This window comes from Stappia sp. TSB10P1A (assembly GCF_900185725.1).
In the GTDB taxonomy this organism is placed as follows: domain Bacteria; phylum Pseudomonadota; class Alphaproteobacteria; order Rhizobiales; family Stappiaceae; genus Stappia.
The window spans coordinates 262133-283664 of record NZ_FYAU01000029.1 but is presented as its reverse complement, the minus strand read 5'-3'; the positions used below and the strand labels follow the sequence as shown (position 1 = coordinate 283664).

The 21532-nt window shown below is 70.3% G+C and carries 18 protein-coding genes and 1 tRNA gene; 8 read left to right on the top strand and 11 right to left on the bottom strand.

Annotated features, from left to right (window positions below):
- Positions 1-118: 118 nt before the first annotated feature.
- Positions 119-194 (bottom strand) — tRNA-Ala (locus TSB10P1A_RS15140).
- A 192-nt stretch (positions 195-386) separates the two neighbouring features.
- Positions 387-779, bottom strand: a complete 393-nt coding sequence (locus tag TSB10P1A_RS15135; protein ID WP_186388762.1) for a TIGR02300 family protein — start codon at positions 777-779, stop codon at positions 387-389.
- A gap of 255 nt (positions 780-1034) precedes the next feature.
- Here TSB10P1A_RS15135 and aroA point away from each other — a divergent pair, with 255 nt between their 5' ends.
- The 3 genes from aroA (at position 1035) to rpsA (ending at position 5080) form a co-directional block, all read left to right on the top strand.
- Positions 1035-2390 carry a 3-phosphoshikimate 1-carboxyvinyltransferase gene (gene aroA, locus TSB10P1A_RS15130; RefSeq protein WP_186388761.1) on the top strand — a complete coding sequence of 452 codons (1356 nt, stop codon included), beginning with the start codon at positions 1035-1037 and terminating at the stop codon, positions 2388-2390.
- Positions 2387-3013 (top strand): (d)CMP kinase, encoded by a 627-nt coding sequence (gene cmk / locus TSB10P1A_RS15125; protein ID WP_186388760.1) that lies wholly within the window; start codon positions 2387-2389, stop codon positions 3011-3013. The genes aroA and cmk overlap by 4 nt, the downstream gene beginning before the upstream one ends.
- Positions 3014-3370: 357 nt before the next feature.
- Positions 3371-5080 (top strand): 30S ribosomal protein S1, encoded by a 1710-nt coding sequence (gene rpsA, locus TSB10P1A_RS15120; protein ID WP_186388759.1) that lies wholly within the window; start codon positions 3371-3373, stop codon positions 5078-5080.
- Between the two features lie 84 nt (positions 5081-5164).
- On the opposite strand, the gene TSB10P1A_RS15115 is transcribed toward rpsA, so the two are convergent.
- Both TSB10P1A_RS15115 and panB read right to left on the bottom strand, forming a co-directional pair.
- Positions 5165-5551, bottom strand: a complete 387-nt coding sequence (locus tag TSB10P1A_RS15115) for a DUF488 domain-containing protein (RefSeq protein ID WP_186388758.1) — start codon at positions 5549-5551, stop codon at positions 5165-5167.
- 96 nt (positions 5552-5647) lie between these two features.
- Positions 5648-6454 (bottom strand): 3-methyl-2-oxobutanoate hydroxymethyltransferase, encoded by an 807-nt coding sequence (gene panB, locus TSB10P1A_RS15110; protein ID WP_186388757.1) that lies wholly within the window; start codon positions 6452-6454, stop codon positions 5648-5650.
- Positions 6455-6653: 199 nt separating this feature from the next.
- On the opposite strand from panB, the gene sppA reads away from it, so the two are divergent.
- The 3 genes from sppA to TSB10P1A_RS15095 all read left to right on the top strand — a co-directional run bounded on the left by sppA (position 6654) and on the right by TSB10P1A_RS15095 (position 8490).
- Entirely contained in the window at positions 6654-7661 is a 1008-nt protein-coding gene (gene sppA / locus TSB10P1A_RS15105; RefSeq protein WP_186388756.1) for a signal peptide peptidase SppA, read from the top strand.
- Positions 7658-7969 carry an integration host factor subunit beta gene (locus tag TSB10P1A_RS15100; protein ID WP_186388755.1) on the top strand — a complete coding sequence of 104 codons (312 nt, stop codon included), beginning with the start codon at positions 7658-7660 and terminating at the stop codon, positions 7967-7969. The genes sppA and TSB10P1A_RS15100 overlap by 4 nt, the downstream gene beginning before the upstream one ends.
- A 164-nt stretch (positions 7970-8133) precedes the next feature.
- Entirely contained in the window at positions 8134-8490 is a 357-nt protein-coding gene (locus tag TSB10P1A_RS15095; RefSeq protein ID WP_186388754.1) for a LapA family protein, read from the top strand.
- Positions 8491-8532: 42 nt separating this feature from the next.
- Here TSB10P1A_RS15095 and TSB10P1A_RS15090 read toward each other — a convergent pair whose 3' ends face one another.
- On the bottom strand, positions 8533-9153 hold the full coding sequence (locus TSB10P1A_RS15090; RefSeq protein WP_186388753.1) for a trimeric intracellular cation channel family protein: 621 nt from the start codon (positions 9151-9153) through the stop codon (positions 8533-8535).
- 147 nt (positions 9154-9300) lie between these two features.
- Here TSB10P1A_RS15090 and TSB10P1A_RS15085 point away from each other — a divergent pair, with 147 nt between their 5' ends.
- A complete protein-coding gene (locus TSB10P1A_RS15085) occupies positions 9301-9723 on the top strand; it encodes a MarR family winged helix-turn-helix transcriptional regulator (RefSeq protein WP_186388752.1) in 423 nt (140 codons plus the stop codon).
- 73 nt (positions 9724-9796) lie between these two features.
- Positions 9797-11065 carry a beta-ketoacyl-ACP synthase II gene (gene fabF / locus TSB10P1A_RS15080; RefSeq protein WP_186388751.1) on the top strand — a complete coding sequence of 423 codons (1269 nt, stop codon included), beginning with the start codon at positions 9797-9799 and terminating at the stop codon, positions 11063-11065.
- A gap of 119 nt (positions 11066-11184) precedes the next feature.
- On the opposite strand, the gene grpE is transcribed toward fabF, so the two are convergent.
- The 6 genes from grpE to tsaE all read right to left on the bottom strand — a co-directional run bounded on the left by grpE (position 11185) and on the right by tsaE (position 21525).
- Positions 11185-11817, bottom strand: coding sequence for a nucleotide exchange factor GrpE (gene grpE, locus TSB10P1A_RS15075; protein WP_186388750.1), 633 nt, complete (start codon positions 11815-11817; stop codon positions 11185-11187).
- A gap of 195 nt (positions 11818-12012) precedes the next feature.
- Positions 12013-12333, bottom strand: a complete 321-nt coding sequence (gene trxA, locus TSB10P1A_RS15070) for a thioredoxin (RefSeq protein WP_186388749.1) — start codon at positions 12331-12333, stop codon at positions 12013-12015.
- A gap of 139 nt (positions 12334-12472) precedes the next feature.
- The gene (gene addA, locus TSB10P1A_RS15065; RefSeq protein WP_208987105.1) at positions 12473-15970 is read right to left on the bottom strand and encodes a double-strand break repair helicase AddA; all 3498 of its coding nucleotides are present in this window, start codon (positions 15968-15970) and stop codon (positions 12473-12475) included.
- A complete protein-coding gene (addB, locus tag TSB10P1A_RS15060; protein WP_186388747.1) occupies positions 15967-19098 on the bottom strand; it encodes a double-strand break repair protein AddB in 3132 nt (1043 codons plus the stop codon). Before addB ends, addA begins: the two co-directional genes overlap by 4 nt.
- A gap of 39 nt (positions 19099-19137) precedes the next feature.
- Positions 19138-19902, bottom strand: coding sequence for a nucleotidyltransferase family protein (locus TSB10P1A_RS15055; protein WP_256376684.1), 765 nt, complete (start codon positions 19900-19902; stop codon positions 19138-19140).
- A gap of 66 nt (positions 19903-19968) precedes the next feature.
- On the bottom strand, positions 19969-21525 hold the full coding sequence (tsaE, locus tag TSB10P1A_RS15050; RefSeq protein ID WP_186388746.1) for a tRNA (adenosine(37)-N6)-threonylcarbamoyltransferase complex ATPase subunit type 1 TsaE: 1557 nt from the start codon (positions 21523-21525) through the stop codon (positions 19969-19971).
- Between the last annotated feature and the right edge of the window lie 7 nt (positions 21526-21532).

The following is a 21532-nucleotide window of genomic DNA, read 5'->3' as shown; positions in this document are numbered from 1 at the left end:
GTGCTGCGACTGGTCTTCGCGGAGCGTCTCGCCTACCAGCGCGGCAGCGGTTATCGAACCGTCCAAACCGCCTTGATATTCAAACTGTTAGGAGACAAAAACATGCAAATGGAAGAAGTGGTGGAGCCAAGGGGAGTCGAACCCCTGACCTCTTGAATGCCATTCAAGCGCTCTCCCAACTGAGCTATGGCCCCGTCTTCCAGTGTCTTGTCCGACCAGGGCTCCGGAAAACCTCCGGTGCCGCGGTGCGAACGATCCGGCGACGCTTGGGTTCGTCTTGCCGGTGCGGGCGGAAAATACGTCTTCCGCCCCTCAAGTCAAGCGGAATAATCCGCTTGCCCGAACAGGCCGGGGAAAGGTCCCCAGGCCTGTGGACAACGCCGCGATCAGCGGTCGGTGTCCTCGTCGTCGCGCTCGAGCACGATGCCGACGTCGTCGTCTTCCTCGTCCTCGACGTCGATGAACACGTCATCGGCATCGTCGTCGGCGATCTCCTCGTCGACTTCCTCGTCGTCGATCACGACGGCGGCATCGCCCTCGGTCTCGGCGTCCGCTTCCTCCAGGCTGACCATCTCGGCCGCCTCGTCATCCAGCTCGACGTCGTCCTCGTCCTCCTCGACCACGGCCGCAGCCTTGGCCGCGGTCTTCACCCGCAGCGCCTGGGCGAGGATGAACACCGTGCCGCATTTCGGGCAGGTGATCGGGTCGCGATTGAGGTCATAATATTTCGTGCCGCAACCGCCGCACAGCCGCTTGGTGCCAAGTTCGGGTTTTGCCACGTTTCCAACCCTTGTCTGCTGGTAATCGGGCGTTCGCATAAAGGCTGCCCGGCTTCCTGTCAAAGCCTAATCCGCCCTGCTTCGTCAAACCCTTTATGGGCACGGCCGCAACCGGTTTGCGATCGCCGGACCGCCACGCGGTTGCAGACCCCTCCGGCGGAGCCACGGCGAGGACAACACCCACGGTGACGTATCGGTTCCAGCATGATACGAGGTGCAACGCAACAGTCGGCTTCAAGCTTCCGGAAATCCAGCATGTCCCAGTCCACCTCCGCCCGGCCGCTGACGGCCCGCTCCGGCGCCGCGCTCAAGGGTCGGGTCACCGTGCCCGGCGACAAATCCATCTCGCACCGCGCCCTGATGCTGGGCGCGCTGGCCGTCGGCCGGACCACCGTTTCAGGCCTGCTGGAATCGGAGGACGTGCTCAACACCGCCGCCGCCATGCGCGCCTTCGGCGCCCGCATCCGGCGCGACGACACCGGCCTGTGGAGCGTCGACGGGGCCGGGCTCGGCAGCCTGATCGAGCCGGAGACGGTGATCGACTACGGCAATGCCGGCACCGGCGTACGCCTGGCCCTCGGCATCGTCGGCACCCATCCGATCTCCGCCACCTTCACGGGCGACGCCTCGCTGATCAAGCGGCCGATGGGCCGGGTGCTGGAACCCTTGCGGATGATGGGCACGCGGGTGATCTCGCGCTCCGGCGACCGGCTGCCGCTGTCGGTGCACGGTCCCGGCACCGCGGCGCCGATCAGCTACCGGGTGCCGGTGCCCTCCGCCCAAGTCAAGTCGGCGGTGCTGCTGGCCGGCCTCAACGCACCGGGCCAGACCACGGTGATCGAGCCGATCCCGACCCGCGACCATACCGAACGCATGCTGGCCGGCTTCGGCGCGACGATCCAGGTCGACCACGACGACGCCGGCGGGCGGGTGATCACCGTCACCGGCCAGGGCGAGTTGCAGGCGCAGGACGTCACCGTGCCGGCCGACCCCTCCTCCGCCGCCTTCCCGATCGTCGCGGGCCTGATCGTGCCGGGCTCCGAGGTGACCGTCGCCGACGTGCTGCTCAACGAGCACCGCACCGGCCTCCTGACCACGCTGCAGGAAATGGGCGCGGATCTGGAGATCACCAACATTCGCGAGACCGGCGGCGAGCGGCTCGGCGATGTGCGCGTGCGCCATTCGAAGCTGACCGGCGTCGAGGTGCCGGCGGACCGCGCACCCTCGATGATCGACGAATATCCGGTGCTGGCGGTTGCCGCGGCCTTCGCGCAAGGCACCACGACCATGCTCGGTCTGGAAGAACTGAGGGTCAAGGAATCGGATCGCCTTGCGGCGGTCGCCGCGGGCCTGCGCGCCAACGGCATCGACTGCGAGGAGGGCGAGAGCAGCCTGCGGGTGCACGGGCGCAAGGGGCCGGTCGGCGGCGGCACGGTCGCCACCCATCTCGACCACCGCATCGCCATGAGCTTCCTCGTGCTCGGCCTTGCCGCCGACCACCCGGTCACGGTCGACGACGGCGGCGTCATCGCCACCAGCTTCCCGACCTTCGAGGCGCTGTTTGCAGAGCTCGGCGGCGACATCGGCGAGACGGGAGAGCAGGCCGCATGATCATCGCCATCGACGGGCCTGCGGCCTCGGGCAAGGGCACCCTGGCACGCCGGCTGGCCGACTATTACGGACTGCGCCATCTCGACACCGGCCTCACCTATCGCGCGGTCGCGGCCGCGCTGCTGGCGCGCGGCCTGCCGCTCGGCGACGAGGCGGTGGCGGTGGCGACGGCGCGCAATCTCGATCTGTCGCGTCTCGACCGCGACGTGCTGTCGGCGCATGAGATCGGCGAGGCGGCCTCGCGCATCGCGGTGCTGCCGGGCCTGCGCGAGGAACTGGTGCGGGCGCAGCGGCGCTTCGCGCAGGAGCCGCCGGGCGCCGTGCTGGACGGGCGCGACATCGGCACGGTGGTGTGCCCGGATGCGGACGTGAAGCTCTATGTGGTGGCGAGCGCCTCCGAGCGGGCGCGGCGGCGCACCCAGGAGCTCATCTCCAAGGGGCAGGACGCCGACTATGCGCGGGTGCTGGCGGATCTGGAGCGCCGCGACCGGCGCGATGCCGGCCGCGCCGTGGCGCCGTTGAAGCCGGCGGACGATGCGGACTTGCTCGACACGTCGGAAATGGATATAGAAACCGCGTTCAAGGCGGCTGTGGATATCGTCGATAGCGTGAACGCAAGGTAGCGGTCACGAGATCGGCGCATTTTCCGTGGCTTCGGAGAGCCGGATTGTCCGCCTGGCGCGGCATCCGCGCCCATCGGCGTCAAGGTCCGGCTCGCCCGCGACCGGCCGGGGCGACGACTGGCGGACCACGGACGCGTTCTCCCTTCCGGCGAAGAGCGGCTACGGATCTCCCGCTTTAAGACATGACTGAGCGTGCGGTTTCACCTTCCGCCTCGCCGGCCCGCCCCTTGCTCGCACCGACAGGTCCGGGACTGGCGCGGAAGCAGCATCCGAAACGGGGGCTGCCGGATGGGGACACCGCCTGGGACCAACACAAACCCGCCGGCGACAAGCCAGATTTGGCTGCCAGGAGTTTCGATGAGCAGTTTGAACCCTACCCGCGATGATTTTGCCGCCCTTCTCGAAGAGAGCTTCGAGCAGCACGAGCTGTACGAGGGCTCCGTCGTTACCGGCACCGTGATCGCCATCGAGAAGGATCTCGCGGTGATCGACGTCGGCCTGAAGGTCGAAGGCCGCATCGCGCTGAAGGAATTCGGTGTCAAGGGACGTGACGGCGACGGCGCCGGCGTCTCGATCGGCGACAAGGTCGAGGTCTATCTGGAGCGCGTCGAGAACGCGCTCGGCGAGGCCGTCCTGTCGCGCGACAAGGCCCGCCGCGAAGAGAGCTGGGTCCGTCTCGAGGTCGCCTTCGAGGCGAACGAGAAGGTCACCGGCCAGATCTTCAACCAGGTCAAGGGCGGCTTCACCGTCGACCTCGACGGCGCCGTGGCGTTCCTGCCGCGCTCGCAGGTCGACATCCGCCCGGTCCGCGACGTCGCCCCCTTGATGCACACGCCGCAGCCGTTCCAGATCCTGAAGATGGACAAGCGCCGCGGCAACATCGTCGTGTCGCGCCGCGTCGTCCTCGAGGAGACCCGCGCCGAGCAGCGTTCGGAACTGGTCCAGAGCCTCGAGGAAGGCCAGATCATGGAAGGCGTGGTCAAGAACATCACCGACTACGGTGCGTTCGTCGACCTCGGCGGCATCGATGGCCTGCTGCACGTCACCGACATCGCGTGGCGCCGCATCAACCATCCGAGCGAGGTCCTGTCGATCGGCCAGACCGTCAAGGTCCAGATCATCCGCGTCAACCAGGACACGCACCGCATCTCGCTCGGCATGAAGCAGCTCGAGGCGGATCCGTGGGACGGCATCGAGGCCAAGTATCCGGTCGACGCCAAGTTCACCGGCCGCGTGACCAACATCACCGACTACGGCGCCTTCGTGGAGCTGGAAGCCGGCATCGAGGGCCTGATCCACGTCTCCGAGATGTCCTGGACCAAGAAGAACGTCCATCCGGGCAAGATCGTCTCCACCTCGCAGGAGGTTGAGGTGATGATCCTGGAGGTCGATCCGGTCAAGCGCCGCATCTCGCTGGGCCTGAAGCAGACGCTGCAGAACCCGTGGGAGGCCTTCGCCGAGAAGTTCCCGATCAACACCGAGGTCGAGGGCGAGGTCAAGAACAAGACCGAGTTCGGCCTGTTCATCGGTCTCGACGGCGACGTCGACGGCATGGTCCACCTCTCCGACCTCGACTGGAACCGTCCGGGCGAGCAGGTCATCGAAGAGTACAAGAAGGGCGACATGGTTCGCGCCGTCGTGCTCGACGTCGACATGGAGAAGGAGCGGATCTCGCTCGGCATCAAGCAGCTCGGCGGCGATCCGTTCGACACGGCTGCGGCCGGCGAGCTGCGCAAGGGCGCGGTGGTGACCTGCGAAGTCGTCGAGATCAAGGACGGCGGCCTGGAAGCCAAGATCGTCGACACCGACCTGACCACCTTCGTGCGTCGCGCCGACCTGTCGCGCGAGCGCGGCGACCAGCGTCCGGAGCGGTTCTCGGTCGGCGAGAAGTTCGACGCCCGCGTCACCCAGTTCGACAAGAAGACCCGCCGCGTGTCGGTCTCCATCAAGGCGCTGGAAATCGCCGAGGAGAAGGAAGCCGTCGCGCAGTACGGTTCGTCCGACTCGGGCGCCTCGCTCGGCGACATTCTCGGCGCGGCCCTCAAGGCCCGCGAGACCGACGACTGATCGCAACGCGCGACGTCGCAAAAAAACAGACCCCCGGCCGCAAGGCCGGGGGTTTTTCGTTTCCAGGCAGATTACCGGGCCGTGTCAGGCGATGTCGGCGCCGCGCTCGGTCAGCAGTTCGCGCAACACCGACCGGTGACAGCGGGCGTCGTCCTCGCAATAGCAGCCGAGCGAGAAGTCGCCCGACCGTGACAGCAGGGCCAGCATGTCGAGCAGGCGCGCCGGCGTCGCGGCGCCCATCTCCTTGCGGAATGCCTTGACGAAGGCGGCCCAGTCCGCCTCCGACTCTGCTGCCCGCGCGCTCGCCACCAGCTCCGCACTCGGCGAGAGTTCCGGCAGCCAGGTGTCGTACCAGTTGCCGGTCGCGTAGGCGTCCTTGCGCACCCCGCGCGGCGGCCGGCGCACCGTGCCGAGCCGGGGCCCCTCGCCTTCCGTCCGCTCCGTTCCGAGCCGCACGATCCGCACGCTCATCTTTCGCTCCCTTGCCGTGACCCGCGCGAGAATGCCACGCCCTGCCCCGACCCCGGAAGATCGAAAAGAGAGGCCTCCCGGCAGTGCCGGAGGAGATCAGCCGTAGCAATGCTCGGGCGCGGGATAGGCGCCGGAGCGCACCTCCTCGCCGAAGGCGCGCAGCGCCTCGACGATGCTGCCGCGACCCGCGAGATAGTCCTTCACGAAACGCGCCTTGCGGCCCTCGCCGAGGCCGAGCATGTCGTGCAGGACGAGAACCTGCGCATCGGTCGCAGGTCCCGCGCCGATGCCGATCACCGGCACCTTTGCCGCCTCGCTCACCGCCCGCCCGAGCGCGTCCGGCACGCATTCGAGCAGCAGCAGGCGGGCGCCGGCCGCCTCCAGCAGGCGGGCCTCCTCGCGGATGCGGGCGGCGGCCGCCTCGTCGCGGCCCTGCAGGCGGTAGCCGCCCAGCATGTCGGCCGTCTGCGGCGTCAGGCCGAGATGGGCGCAGACCGGCATGCCGCGCTCGGCAAGGTGGCGGACCGTGCCGGCGACCCAGGCGCCGCCCTCGATCTTCACCACATTGGCGCCGGCCTGCATCAGCCGCGCCGCGTTGGTGGCGGCCTGGTCGGGCGCGTTGGCCGCGCCGAAGGGCATGTCGGCGACAATCAGCGGGCGGTGCTCGCCGGCCTCGGTTCCGCGGCGCACGCAGGCCGTGTGATAGGCCATGTCGTCCATGGTGACGGGGACCGTCGAGCCGCGCCCCTGCACCACCATGCCGAGACTGTCGCCGACGAGCAGCGTCTCGAGGCCGGCGCGCGCGGCGGCGGCGGCGAAGCTCGCGTCATAGGCGGTGACCATCGCGAAGCGCCGGCCCTCGCCCTTGCGCGCATCGAGCGTGTTAAGGGTGATTTGCGCCATGGTTCTCTGTCCCTCCCGAACCTGTTATCCTGCACTGCAGCAAAGGCTGACCCGCGCCTAACTGCCAGAGGGCGCGGGGCCAGGCAAGCCCGCGGGGCGCGCGCCGGCCAACCATGTCGCGCAGTTCGGGCTTTTCAACCGGGGCACGGCCATGTAGCGATAGGCCGCTCCCCAGGGAGACAACGGAGAGGTTCGGCCCATGGCCCTTGATGCGGATGCCCTCGTCGACCGGCGACGGTTGCGCCGGAAGGTGGTTTTCTGGCGCGTGTTCGCCTTTCTGCTGGCGATCGTCGCGATCGGCGGACTGCTCGCCTGGAGCGGCAGCTTCGATTCGCTGTCGCGGCGCGCCGACCATGTCGCCCGGCTGCAGGTCAGCGGCCTCATCGTCGACGACAGCGACCGGGCCAAGCTGATCCGCGATCTTGCCGACAACGCCCGGGTGAAGGCGGTGATCGTCGAGCTGAACTCGCCCGGCGGCACCACGGTCGGCGGCGAGACGCTGTATCTGGCCCTGCGCGAACTCGCCGAGAAGAAGCCGGTGGTCGCGCAGATCGGCACGCTGGCCGCCTCGGCCGGCTACATGACCGCCATCGCCACCGATCACATCGTCGCCCGCCACACCTCGATCACCGGCTCCATCGGCGTCTATATCCAATACGGCAATTTCGGCGGGCTGCTCGACACGCTCGGCGTCAAGTTCGACGTGGTCCGCTCCGGGCCGCTCAAGGCGGAGCCGAATTTCCATTCCGAGCCGCCGCAGGCCGCGCGCGACAACCTGCAGGCGCTGATCGACGACAGCTACGAATGGTTCGTCGCCCGGGTGGCGGAGCGGCGCGGGATGGACGAGGAGGCCGTGCGCGCCGTCGCGCAGGGCGGCGTCTATTCCGGCGACACCGCCCGGCGGCTCGGACTAATCGACGCAGTCGGCGGCGAGGAAACCAGCCGCAAATGGCTGGAGAGCGAACGCGGCGTCGCCGCCTCGCTGCCGGTCGTGACCTGGCGCGTGAAACGCGAGAGCGAGCGCGGGCTGCCGCTGCTCGGCCAGGTGGCCCACTGGTTCGGCGCCGGGGTCGCCAGCGGCGCGCTGCAGGCGGTCGAGGCGACCGGGGCTATCCTTCCCGAAGGCCTTGCGCTTGACGGTCTTGTATCCGTTTGGCAGGCTCGCAACGCGGCGGAAAGTCTCGACCGAACAGGGGGACGCGAATGATCAAGTCGGAACTGGTGCAGCGGATCGCCGAACAGAATCCGCATCTTTACCAGCGGGACGTTGAGAACATCGTCAACGCGATCCTCGACGAGATCACCGATGCCCTGCGCAACGGCAACCGGGTCGAGCTTCGGGGCTTCGGCGCCTTCTCGGTGAAGAACCGCCCGGCCCGGACCGGGCGCAACCCGCGCACGGGCCAGAAGGTCGAGGTGGAAGAGAAATACGTGCCCTTCTTCAAGACCGGCAAGGAGATGCGCGAGCGACTCAACGACGGCGACGGCTCGGAAGATCCGGACGACGACGACTGAGATCGCCCGACCGGGTCGCGAGACCGGAAGAGGGTGCCGGAAGAGGGGCGCAGGCGCAGCGGAGATCGAGCCCGCGCCCGTCCGGCCGCGCGGAGCGTCCCGCAGGGAGCCTGACCCTTCAGGAGACTGACCCTTCAGGAGACTGGCCGTACAGGAGACAGGAATTGACGCGCTTTCTGAAGAACCTGGTGCTGGTGCCGATCGCCATCGTGCTGATTGCCCTCGCGGTCGCCAACCGGCATGTCGTGACCCTGTCGCTCGACCCGTTCAACCGGGCCGATCCGGCGCTCAGCGTCGACGCGCCGCTGTTCTGGATCCTGTTCGCCGCGGTCGCCTTCGGCGTGTTCATCGGCGGGGTCGCCTCCTGGGCGGCGCAGGGCAAGTGGCGCAAGGAGGCCCGCGTCAAGCGGCGGGAAGCCGACCTCTGGCACTCGGAGGCCGACCGGCTGAAGGCCGTTCAGCAACAGGGGCAGAAACAGGCTGGCGGCGGCAAGGCGATCGCCTCGCGCAGCGCCGCCTGATCGGTCCAGCGTCCGACGGTTCAGCGAGCCGGGCCGTGTCGTTCAGGACTCGTCCCGCGGCGGCGCGTAGCCGGGCAGATGCCAGCCCTTGAGGATCGCCCCGCCGCGCAGGAAGAACGCGACGGCCACGCCGGCAATCGCCGCCGGCCAGGCCTCGACCCCGAAGGAAAACAGGCCGACATAGACGCCCGCGCCGACAAAGGCCGGGGTGAGATAGAGTTCCGGCTTGAGCAGCGCCGAAGGCTGCCCGGCGATGGTGTCGCGGATGATGCCGCCGAAGGTCGCGGTCGCCACCCCCATCAGCACGGCCACCGTCGGCGGGTGGCCGAGCGACAGCGTCTTCGCCGCCCCCATCACCGAATAGGCCGCAAGGCCCATGGCATCGACCCAGCGCAGCGGCTTGCTCAGCCGCTCCACGGGCGGAATGACGAACCACATCAGCGCGCCGATGGCGATGCAGACGACGAGATAGATCTCGTTCTCGACCCAGAACACCGGTGCGTCGAGCAGCAGGTCGCGCAGCGTGCCGCCGCCGACCCCGGTGAAGACGGCGAAGAAGACGAAGGCGAGGCAATCGAGCCGCAGGCGCGAGGCGACGATGGCCCCCGTCACCGCGAAGACGGCAACGCCGAGAAAGTCGAGAATCTGGAGCATGGTCGCCATGCGGCGATGCTAGGCCGTAATCCCGCGCATCCGCAATGACCGAAATGGGGCGCTCGCCCGCTGTCCCCGTGTGGCGACGGGCCGGACATCGGCCCTTGCGCTGCGCCAAGGTCTTGACTTCGCAAGGCGCAGCTTTCCAATGACGGCATGACCCTGCCCAAAGCCCTTGCCGATTGCCTGATCATGAACACCGTGGCGACCTCGCGGGCGCTGCTCAAGCGCTGGGACGCCAGGCTCAAGCCCCACGGGGTCACCGTCCAGCAGTTCTTCCTTCTGTCGGCGATCCGCTTCCTGCCCGGACAGCCGATCATGGCGCTTGCCGAGCGCATCGCCCTCGAGCGGACCAGCCTGACGCGCAATCTCGACCTCCTTGCGAAGAAAGGGCTGGTCCGGCGCGTTGCCGGCCTGCCCGGAAACCAGCGCGTCTGCGAGCTGACGCCGGAAGGCGATGCCGTTCTCAATCCGATCCTGGAGGAGTGGCCCGGCGCCTATGCGTCGGTGATGAAGGACATCACGGAGGAGGAGGCAGCGATCTATCTCAGCGTCGCCCGGCGGCTGGCGGCGCCGTGAAAGCCGGATCGGCCCCTTGTGCTCGCCTTCTTATGTGTATATGCACAGTGCAACCCTTACCAAGGAGGCTTGCATGTCAGTTCCCATCGTCGTCACGGGTCTGGGAGCGGTGTCGCCGCTGGGTGCCGGCATCGAGGCCAACTGGCGGCGGCTGATCGCCGGTGAGAGCGGCATCGTCGCCAACACCCGCTTCGACACGACCGGCTGGAAATGCGGGATCGCCGGGCTGGTTCCCTCCATCGCGGACGACGCGGACGGCTTCGACCCCGAGCGCAGCATGGACGCCCGCGACCGGCGGCGGAACGACCTGTTCATCCAGTATGCCATGGCCGCGGCCATCGAGGCGCTGGACCAGGCCGGCTGGCACCCGGAGGATCCCGGACAGCGGGCGCGTACCGCGACCCAGATCGGCACCGGGGTCGGCGGCGTTCCGGCGATCACCGCGGCAAGCGAACTGGTCCGCACCGAAGGCCCCCGCCGGCTTTCCCCCTTCGTCGTTCCCTCGTTCCTGCCCAATCTCGCGGCGGGCCAGGTGTCGATCCGCTTCGGTTTCAACGGGCCGGCCGGGTCTCCCACCACGGCCTGCGCCGCCTCGGCCCAGGCCATCGGCGATGCCATGCGCCTGATCCGTTCGGGCGAGGCCGATATCGCGCTGTGCGGCGGCGCGGAAGGCTGCGTCGATCCGGTCGCCATCGGCGGCTTCACGGCGGCCAAGGCGCTCTCCTTCGGCTACAATGACGCCCCGCAGCGCGCCTCCCGCCCCTTCGACGCGGACCATGACGGCTTCATCCTGTCGGAAGGCGCGGCGATGCTGGTCATCGAGCGGCTCGACCATGCCGAGCGCCGCGGCGCCCGGCCTCTGGCGGTCCTGTCCGGCTACGGCACCACCACGGACGCCCACCATGTCACGGCCGGCTGGCCGGACGGCCGCGAGGCCGCCCGCGCCATGGAGATCGCCATCGCGATGGCCGGACTTGAGGCCGCGGATATCGGCTATGTCAACGCCCATGCCACCTCGACGCCCGTCGGCGATGCGGCGGAGCTGGCCGCCCTGGAGCGGGTCCTTGGCGTTGCGCGCGGCCGCGTGCCGATCAGCTCCACCAAGTCGGCAACGGGTCACATGCTGGGGGCCGCGGGGGCCATCGAGGCGGTGTTCTCGATCCTGGCGATCCGCGACCGGACCCTGCCGCCCAGCCTGAACATCGCCCGCCCGATGGCGGAGGCCGAAGGGTTCGACCTGATTTCGCAAGGTGCCCGGTCGGCGCCGGTCGACCATGTCCTCTCCAACGCCTTCGGCTTCGGCGGGGTGAACGCCGCGCTGGTCTTCAGCCGCTTCGACTGACGCTGGCGGTCGACGCTGGCGGTCGACGCTGGCGGACAAAAGCAAAAAGGCGCGCTCTGGGGCGCGCCTTTCTCGTAAAGCGTGAGGCCGGGTCTCGTACGACGCCCGGAGAATTGTCCTCAGGCGGTGCGGTCGACCGTCGAGCCGGGCTCGGCCAGGGGCGCCTCGCCCTCCGGCTTGCGCTCCTTCGGCCCGCCCTTCGACACGCCGACAAGGGCGGGACGCAGCACCCGGTCGCCGATGACGTAGCCGGACTGCATCACCTGCACCACCGTGTTGTTCGGCACCTCGGTGTTGGGCACCTCGAACATCGCCTGGTGGAAATTCGGGTCGAACTTCTCGCCGGCCGGGTCGATGCGGCGCACGCCGTGCTTCTCGAGCTGGTTGATCATCTCGCGCTCGGTCATCTCGACGCCCTCGATCAGGGCGCGCATGGCCTCGTCGGCGGCCGCGTGGGCGTCCGCGGAGATCGCCTCCAGCGCCCGGCGCAGGTTGTCGCCGACGCCCAGCATGTCGCGCGCGAAGCTCGCGGCGGCATATTGCTTGCTGTCGCGGATTTCCTTCTCCGTGCGCCGGCGCAGGTTCTCCATCTCCGCCATGGTGCGGAGCATGCGGTCCTTCAGCTCGGCGTTTTCCACCAGCAGCGCCTCGGTCGGATCGAGGCCGGCCTGCGCCTCGCCGCCGCTCTCGGCCTCGTGGCCGGTCGCGGCGTCCTCGGGGTTGAGATTGGTCTTGTCGTTGCTGTCGTTCATGGTCTTCCCGGCAATGCTCGGCGTCTTCAGGGTCGGTGCGTCGGGGTCGGTGCGCCAGGGTCAGCGCGTCAGGGTCGACGCGGTGCGGGCCGGCCCGATCGGGGCGGTCCACGCAAGACGCACCGCTCCGGTCCACCACACCTGGCGGGCCGGAGCAGCGTGATTCGGGTGAGGTCCGTCCGGAACCGGAACGCGTCAGATCGCGGTCTGGATCCAGGCGGCCAGCTTGTTCTTCGGCGCCGCACCGATCTGCGTGGAAACCGGCTGGCCGTCCTTGAACAGGATCAGCGTCGGGATGGAGCGCACCCCGTACTTCATCGCCATGTTCTGGTTCTCGTCGATGTTGAGCTTGGCGATCTTCACCTGCCCGCTCATCTCCTCGGAGATTTCCTCAAGCGCCGGCGCGATCATCTTGCACGGACCGCACCATTCGGCCCAGAAATCCACGACAACGGTGCCGGACGCCTTCAGGACGTCGGCTTCGAAACTCTCATCGGTCACGACTGAAGTGGCCATTTCATGCCCTTTCCAAAAGCTCGCGGATGCGACGCATCCTTTCGTTGCCCCGAACGTAGGAAGGCGGCCCGCCCGCGTCAAGCAAGCGTTGGGTCGCACCCCCTGATGCTGTCCCTGACGCTGTTCCTCATGCCGTCCCTCATGCCGGCGCCAGCGCGGCCACCGCCGCGTCCATCGCCTCGCCCGGCAGTTCCACCAGCTTCGGCCCCGCCGTATAGACCAGCGCGGCGCGTACCGCCCGGCCCGGCCAGATGTCGGCGACCAGCCGGCGATAGACCGCAAGCTGCACCAGATAGGCTTCGGCGATCTCCTGCGGCCCCCCCGGCACCCGGCGGTCGGTCTTGAAATCGAGGATCCACACCGCGTCCTCGTCGACGCGCAGCCGGTCGACCTGGCCCGACACCTCATAGGCCGAGCCGTCGGCAAGGCGCAGCGTGCCGGCGAGCGGCACCTCGGCGCGGGCATCGCCCGAGAACACGGCGGCAAAGCCGGGATGCTCCAGCACGCCGAGCGCTTCGCTCAAGAGCTGCTCTCCCCTCGGCGCAAAGACCGGGGTCAGGGCATGGGCGAGATAGCGCGCGCCTGCCGCACGGCGCTCGGCCTGCGGCAGGTCCGGCAGCAGTTGCAGCAATCTGTGCAGGTGGCGACCGCGCTCCAGCGCGAAGTCGGGCGCGGCCCGCGCTTCCGCCAGCCGGTCGGTCGCCGGCACCGGCTCAGTGCCCTCCTTCGCCTCCATCTCGTCGAAGGCCTCGGAGGGGCGCAGGCGGCGCGGACGCTCGATTGCCGTGACGGGGGCGAACAGCCAGGCGGGCGGCGGCAAACCCGCCTCCTCAGCCGCCGCTTCCCCGGCCCGCGCCAGCAGCGGCGCCGGCGCGGTCGTGCCCGGACGCTGCCAGATGCGGCAGGCCCCGCCATCGCCCGTCTCGCCGTCGCGGGCGCCCGGTTCCAGCGCTTTTGCCACCAGCGCGTGCCAGCACTCGTCCGACTGGCCGCGCGCCGGCATCCAGCCGCAGACCACCAGCCGGTCGCGGGCGCGCGTCATCGCCACATAGAGCAGGCGGCGATATTCGTCGGCCGCCGCCTGGCGCAGGGCGTCCAGCCGCTCGCCGTGCCAGGGACTGCGCTCGGCCTTGACCGGGTTCCACACAAGGCCGGTGACCTCGCCGAGAGTGCCCGGCAGTGTTCGCTCGATGAACACCGGGTCGTGATGGGCGCTGACCGGCGCGGCACCGCCATCGACCAGCACGACGAGCGGCGCCTCCAGCCCCTTCGCCCCGTGCACGGTCATGATGCGCACCACGCCCCGTGCCGCGTTGAGCTCGCGCTTCACTTCCGTCGGCGCGGCCGCGAACCAGGCGAGGAAGCCCTCCAGCCCCGGCACCCCGGTCTGTTCGAAGGCCAGCGTCACCGCCAGGAACTCGTCGAGCACGTCGTCGACCTCCGAGCCGAGGCGGGCGCGGAAGGCTCGGCGACCGCCATCGGCGCCGATGAGGCGCGAGAAGAATTCGAAGGGCGGCAGGAAGTCGGCGCGCGCGCGCCAGGTCTCGATCCGCTCGCGCGCCCGCTCGAACGCCGGATCGCCCTCCGCCTGCCGGCGCAGCGACTGCCACAGCGTGCCGGAGCGAAGGTTCGCCCCATCGGGGCGGGCGAGGCGGAACAGCGCCTCATCGTCGAGGCCGATCAGCGGGCTCTTCAGCAGGCAGGCGAGCGACAGGTCGTCCTCGGGCAGCAAAAGGAAGCGGCCGAGCGCCAGCAGGTCCTCGACCGCGATATGGTCGTTGAGCACCAAGCGGTCGCTGCCGGCCACCGGCACGCCCTCGCGCTTCAGCGCCCGTGTCAGCGCATCGACGAAGGGCCCGCGCTTGCGCACCAGCACCAGGACGTCGCCGGGCGCCGCCTCGCCGCTTGTCCACCAGCCGCGCACGCAGCGCGCCAGCCGGTCGGCCAGCCGCAGCATCGGGCTGCCCGCGCCGATGCGGTCGACCGGCGCGGTCCAGTCGTCCGGCACCTCCTGCGCCACCGGTTCTTCCGGCGGCCAGATCTCGACCATGCCCGGATCGTTGCGCCGCACCGCCTCGTGCACCGGCGCGCCCGCCTCCCGCGACAGGCCGGAATGCATGTCGGCCTCCGCGAACACCGTGTCGACGGCGGAGAGCACATCGGGCCGCGAGCGGAAGGAGAGCGTCAGCTCGACCCGCTCGAACGCCGCCTCGGCCTCCTTCGCCCGCCGCTCGAAGTAGCGGCGCATGTCGGCGAAATAGGCCGGCACGGCGCCCTGGAACGAATAGATCGACTGTTTCTCGTCGCCGACGGCAAAGAGCGTGCGGGTGCGCGGGTTCGCCGAGGCGCCGGCGAAGAACTCCTCGGCCAGCGCCTGCACCACCCGCCACTGGTGCGGGCTGGTGTCCTGCGCCTCGTCGACCAGGATATGATCGAGCCCCTGGTCGAGCTTGTACTGCACCCAGAGCGCCGCATCCGCGCGCGACAAGAGGCTTGCCGTGCGCACGATCAGGTCCTCGAAATCCATCAGCCCGCGGCGGGTCTTCTCGCCCTCGTAGATGTCGAGCATGGCATCGGCGAGCCGCAGCGCTGCCTCCGTGCCGGCGAGCGCATAGACGATCCGCCGCCGCTCGAGCAGCGCCAACAGCCGCTCCTGCTCGGCGTAAAGCCGCTCGACAACTTGCGGGAAATTCTCTTCCACCTTCTTGCCGGCGAGCGACTGGGTCGGCGCCAGATCCTTGTTGAGGAAGACCCGCTGCCAGACCTCCCACCACGCGCCCGGCGTACCGGCGAGCCGGGCCGCCATGCGCAGCCGCTCGGCCCGCTCGATGTCGCGCGCGCCGCCGCTCGCCAGCGCCTCGGCATAGGCCAGTGCCTCCTGCGGCGAGATCGAGACCTCCTCGCAAAGCGCCGCATCGAGAGCGGCGAGCGTCTCGCCTTCCGAAAGGCCGAAAGCCTCGGCGAGTTGCGCCAGCGCCGCCTCCAGCGAGCCGGCATCCTGCAGCCAGCGGCGCAGCGTGTCGCGGCGGGCGATCAGGTCGGCAAGCGCCGTCTCCACCGTCTTGTCGGGGAGTTCGGAGACCAGATGCACCAGCGCCCGGCCCAGCCGGCTCTCCGGCTCGCGCTCGGCCAGCGCCAGCACGCGCGAACGGGCGCCGGCGAGAAGATCCGCCGCCTGCCGGTCGTCGAGCACCTGGAAATGGCCGGCGACATTCGCCTCCAGCGGGAACTGGTGCAGGATCGCCTCGCAGAAGGCGTGGATCGTCTGGATCTTCAGCCCGCCCGGCGTCTCCAGCGCCACGGCAAAGAGATGGCGCGCCCGCGCCAGTCCGCGCGCATCCGGCCGCCGTCCCTCGATGACCTCCAGTTCCTTCGCCAGCGCCTCGTCGGTCAGCGCGATCCACGAGCCCAGCGTCTCGAAGACGCGGGTCGCCATTTCGGAGGCCGCCGCCTTGGTGAAGGTCAGGCAGAGGATGCGCGAGGGCGCGGTACCGGCGAGCAGCAGGCGGATCACCCGCCGCGCCAGCACGAAGGTCTTGCCCGAGCCGGCATTGGCGCTGACCCAGGCCGAGCGCAGCGGGTCGGCGGCCCGCGCCTGTTTCTCGCGCGTCGCGAGAGGGATCTCGAAGGTGCTCATTCCTCCTCCCCTCCACCCAGCGCCCATTCGCGCACCCGCGCCAGATGGTCGTAAGGGCCGGACATCTCCGCTTCCTTGCGCACCCTGGCGCGCGACAGATAGCCCTTTTGCGGGTTTTCATAGCCGGCAAAGAGTTTGATCGTGCGGGCCAGCGCCTCGGCCGCCAACTCGTCGACGCTGGCGATCTTCGGCGTCCGGTCCTGCCATTCCAGCGGCGTGCGCCCGCCGGTGAGACGCAGATAGGCGAGCGTTGCGACGGGCGCTGCCCTATCGACCTCGCCGAAGGCGCCCTTGCCGATCATCGCCACTTCCAGCGGCAATTGCGGCGCCAGCAGCGCGGCGACCTCCTTGTCGCTCGGCGCCTGCCCGGTCTTGTAGTCGATCACCGCCAGCGTGCCATCGGCCATCTGGTCGATACGGTCGGCCCGCGCCGACAGGGTGACGCGGCCGCCGGGGGCAAGATCGAGCTCCAGCGCGCCGGGGATCTCCAGATGGCGGCCGGCGATCAGGTCCGCGCGCGCCGCCTCGTGGCGGATGAAGGCGGCGGCGATCCGCTCGAAGCGCAGCCACCACACGGCGCGGATCGCCGGGAAGGCATCGAGCGGGGCGAACCGCGCCCGGCCGATGGCGAGAAGATGCGCCAGCGCCGCCGCGTCGAACGGGCCGTGCCAGCTCTTCAGAAAGTCGGCGAGGCAATCGTGGATCAGCGTGCCCTTTTCCGCCGCGCCCGGATCGCCGCCGATCGGCTCGACCGGGTCGAGCACCAGCACCTTGCGGGCATAGAGCGCATACGGATCGCGGATCAGCAGTTCCACCTCGGTCACCGAGATCCGGCGCGGGCGGGCGGCAACGGGCGGCGCCGGTTCCGGCCGCGCGATCGGCGCAACTCCCGCCTCGGCCCGGTCGAGATGGGCGGCGAGCGCCAGCAGGGCCTGCCCCCGCGCCTGCATCGCGGCGGTGACGCCGTGGCCCAGCAGCGTCGTCAGCCGCAGCAGCCAGCGCGAGGCGACGGCCGGCGCGCCGCCAGAGCGCTCGGCCCGCGACAGGATGACCTGTCTTGCGCCCAGCGCCTGCGAGAAATCATGGGCGGCCGCGCCGATGCGCCGCTCCGGCGGGTCGAGGCCGAGCCCGCCCTTCATCGGCCGGTTGAGCCAGGGGTCGTTGCGCGTCGCCTGCGGCCAGTTGCCCTCGTTGAGCGCCCCCAGCACCAGCAGGTCGAAATCCTGCAGCCGCGCCTCCATCGGGCCGAAGATGGCGATGCGCGGATCGCCCGGCAGGCGGCGGCGGACATTGATGCCGGAGACGAGGGCGATGAACATGTCCGGCCAGTCGGCGGCGGGCGCCGCGAGGCCGGCGGGACCGGCGGCGATCATCCCGGCAAAGGCGGCGGCGAGCCCCTCGCCGGCCTCGCCGGCATAGAGCTCGTCGGAACGGCCCTCCTCGTCGCAGGCCAGCCGCACCAGCACCGCCTCGTGATCGGCGGCAAGCTGCACCACGTCGACCGGTTCGCGCGTCTCCGCATGGCGCTCCAGCGGAACCAGCGCCTGCGCCAACCTATCGACGAGGTCGGCGACATCGTCCCAGTCGTCCTCATGCAGCTTCTGCCAGCGGGGCAGCCGCGGCGGGGTCTCGCCTTCGGTCGCCAGCCGGCGCGCGGCGGCGACCGCCTCGCGCAGGCCGCCGGTGCCGGCCCTGGCGCGCGGCCCGCGCAGCACCGCGCGCTCCAGCGCGCGCGCCGCGGCACGGATCTTGTTAGACGGCAAACCAAGCCGCGTCAGCGGGTGTTTCAGCAGGGCGAGCAGCGCCACCGGCTCCAGCCCGTCCAGCGCCAGCCGGGCGGCGAGGCGGGCGAGCACGCCGGGCGCGGTCTGGTCGAGCGGCCGGCCGGCGCTGTCGTCCGGCTGCAGGCCCCAGCGCGACAGTTCGACGGCGACCCGGCGGGCCAGCGTCCTGTCCGGCGTCACCAGCGCCGCCGTCTTGCCCTCCTCGACAGCCGCGCGCAGGGCGGTGGCAACAGCCAGCGCCTCCTCCGCCTCGTTGCGCGCCGCCATCAGCGCCACATCGGCGAAGGCGCCAGCCCGCGCCTCTTCCGGAACCTCGGCAACGACCCTCGGCCAGACATCCGTCGTCTCGGCCGGCCGCAAGGCCTCCGCGACCAGCCGGTCGCGCAGCCGCAGGGCTTCGCTCGCGCCTAGTGCCAGCGGCACCACCTCGCCGCGCGAGATCTTCAGCGCGCCGGCGAGCCGCGCCATGCCGTATTGCGGATGGCTGGGGCTCCCCGAAACGCCCTCGCCCCCCAGGATCGCCCGCCAACTGTCCTCGTCCATCGCCGCATCGAAGCCGGGCAGCACCACGGCACCGCGCTCCAGCCCGGCGATGACGGCGAGAAGGTCGGCAATCGCCGGGATCGAGCCGGTGGCGCCGGCGGCGATCACCGGCCCGCGCGGCGGGGCCTGGCGCAGCCGCTCCGCCTCGCGCCGCAGCAGCATCGAGCGCCGCGCCTTCGGGTCGCTCGCCTCCCGGCTTGCCAGATAGGCCGGCCAGTGCTCCATGGCGATCTTCAGGAAGTCCAGGGTGATCTGCCAGTAGCGGGCATGGTCCTCCGGCACCAGGCCGGCGAGCCCGGTCCAGGGGATCTCCTCCGTCGCCATCTCGTCCATCAGGGCCAGCAGGTCGCCGGCCAGCCACGCGGCATCGGCGGCGGAGGCGGGCGCGCGCAGCACCGCGCCGGGCGGCAGGCCCAGCACCTCGCGGCGCAGCGCCCCCTCCCAGGCCTGCACCAGCCGGGTCATGGCGAAGCGCCGCTCCATCTCGGGCAGCGCCGGCGGCAAGCCGTCGGCCCAGGCCTCGACCTGCAACAGGTGCAGGTCCTCCTCGACATCGCCGAGCGGGCGGATCGCCGGCAGCAGCACCGGCGCCCCGCCCAGCTTCCCGCGGATCAGCGGGGCGATGGCGCGGGCGGCGCGGCGGGTCGGCAGGTAAAGCGTCAGGTCGGCCAGCGCCAGCGGGTCGGCGGCCGGGTCGAAGCCCGGCACCAGCCGCCCGTCGAACAGGGCATCGACCAGGGTCCGCAGGAAGGGCGCGGAGGGCGGGATCGTATGGACACGCGGCCTTGCCTGGCTTGTCATCAGTCTCCGCCTCCCCTTCCGCCGTCGGACCGCACGCCGTCAGGCGGCGCTGTCGCGGATGGCGCGCTCGGCGGCATCGATCGCCTCCGGCGTGCCGACATGCAGCCAGATCCCCTCCATCAGCACGCCGAACAGGGTGCCGCGCTCGATCGCCGCGTCGAACAGGCGGTTGAGCGAAAAGGCCCCGGCCGGCGCGCCGTCGAACAGGCGCGGATGCAGGATCGCCCCGCCGACATAGGCGAAGGGCGCGACCTCGCGCTCTGCCCGCCGCGCCAGGCGTCCGTCCCCATCCATCACGAAGTCGCCCTTGCCGTCATAGCCGACGGCGGTGACGAGACCGGACAAGAGCAGCAGGGCGTCCATCTTCTGCGGGTCGAAGTGCCTTGCCAGATGCTCCAGATTGGGCCTCACGCCCTCGATCCAGGTGCTGTCGGAATTGAGCAGGTAGAACGGCTCCTCGCCGAGCAGCGGCAGCGCCTTGACGACACCGCCGCCGGTTTCCAGCAGCTCGGCACGCTCGTCGGAGATCAGCACGTCGGGCGGTCCCTGCCAGCGCAGGGCATGCACTTCAACGAGATCGGCAAGGTAATGCACGTTGACGACGACGGTCTCGACGCCGGCGACCACCAGCTTGTCGAAGGCCCGGTCGAGCAGCGCCCGCCCGGCGACGGAGATCAGCGGCTTGGGCGTCGTCGCGGTGATCGGGCGCATGCGCTTGCCCATGCCGGCCGACAGCACGATGGCCCGCTTCGGGCCTCGAACGTCCGCCTGTTTCCTCGCCCCGATATCCGTATCTGCCTGCAAGTCCGCCTCTTTCCGTTGATTGGCCGTTGGATTGGATGCTCCGCGCCGCCTCGGGGCCCGGCCCGCTCAGCCGGTCTCGCCGAGGCGGCCGTCGAACCAGCCGGCCAGTTCGGCAAGCTCGGGATGGCGCAGGCAGCGGGTGAGATACTCGCGCACGCGCGGCAGATGCACAAGGTAGCCGGGCTTTCGATCCCGCACGGCGAGCCGGGTGAAGATGCCGAGGATCTTGGTCGCCCGCTGCGCGCCCATGATGGCGTAGTCGCGGCGGAAGGCCGCCTCGTCGAAACCGGGAAAGGTCTCGTGCCGCCGGGCGAGATAGTGCGCGACGAGTTGCTGCTCCAGCTCCGCCGGCACATCGACGCGCGCGTCCATCGCCAGCGAGGCAACGTCATAGGCGGCCGGGCCGATCATCGCGTCCTGGGTGTCGACAAGGCCGAGGCGGTCGGTGCCCTCGCCGTCCTCGCGCCAGATCAGGTTGGGCGAGTGGTAGTCGCGCAGCACCCAGTTGCGGTCCCGCGACGCGCGCTCGAACAGCGGCGCCCAGCAGGCCGCGAAGGTCTCTTCCAGGGCATCGGACACCGTCTCCCCCATATGCGGCAGATACCATTGGAGGAACAGTCCGGCCTCGACCCGCATCGCCCGCGGGTCGAAGCGCGGCAGCCGGTAGCTGCCGCCGCCGCAGCTCTCGGGCAGCGGCAGATCCGCCTGCGGCGGCGCGCCATGGAGCCTTGCCAGCAGCTCGGCGGCGGCGAGATAGCGCTCCGCCACCGGCCGCCCGGCCTCGACGACGCTGCCGCGACCGAGATCCTCCTGCAGCACCAGCCCGGCCGAAAGATCCGCACCGAGAGTGCGCGGTGCGCGCAGGCCGCGCGCGCGCAAGGCCTCGGTGACGGCGACCACCGCATCGACCCCGTCGGCGAGGTGCACGAGCTGGCGATAGCTCAACCCGTCGCGCAGCACCGGCTGCGGCGGCAGCGGCGCCGAATCGATCAGCACCGCGCGATCCGCCCCCGCCTGCACCGTCTCGAAGCGGCGGGCCGAGGCATCCGCCGCAAAGCGCCTTCGGCTGGCGCCGGCAAGCCCGCTCGCCTCGATCAGCCGGCGGATCGCCAGCGTGCGCTCCAGCCGCGCGCGCCAGGCCTCGTTCGGCGGCAGCAGGGTGATCGCGCGCGCCTGCGGCGTGTCGCCGGCGGCGATGCGCAAGATGAGCCGGTTTCCCGGCAGGCGCGCGGCCGCCCGCTCCGGCCATTCGATCAGCGCGGCGCCGGTCTCCAGCACCTCGTCGAGGCCGAGTTCGTCCAGTTCCTCCTCATCCTCCAGCCGGTAGAGGTCGAAATGCGCGACCGGCAGGGCGGTCAGCGGATAGGTCTGGACCAGGGTGAAGGTCGGGCTCGGCACCTCCAGCGCGGGATCGTCGGCGAGCGTCCGCAGCAGGGCCCGTGCGAAGGTCGACTTGCCGGCGCCGAGATCGCCGACGAGGCACAGGCAGTCGCCGGGGGCAAGCAGCATGGCGATGTCCTCGGCGAGGCGGCGGGTCGCCGCCTCATCGCCGCAGGACAGGGCGATCGCGCCGGGGTCGGGCTCCGCCTGCCGGCGGGACGATACGGGACCGGTGTCGCTCATGCGGCGG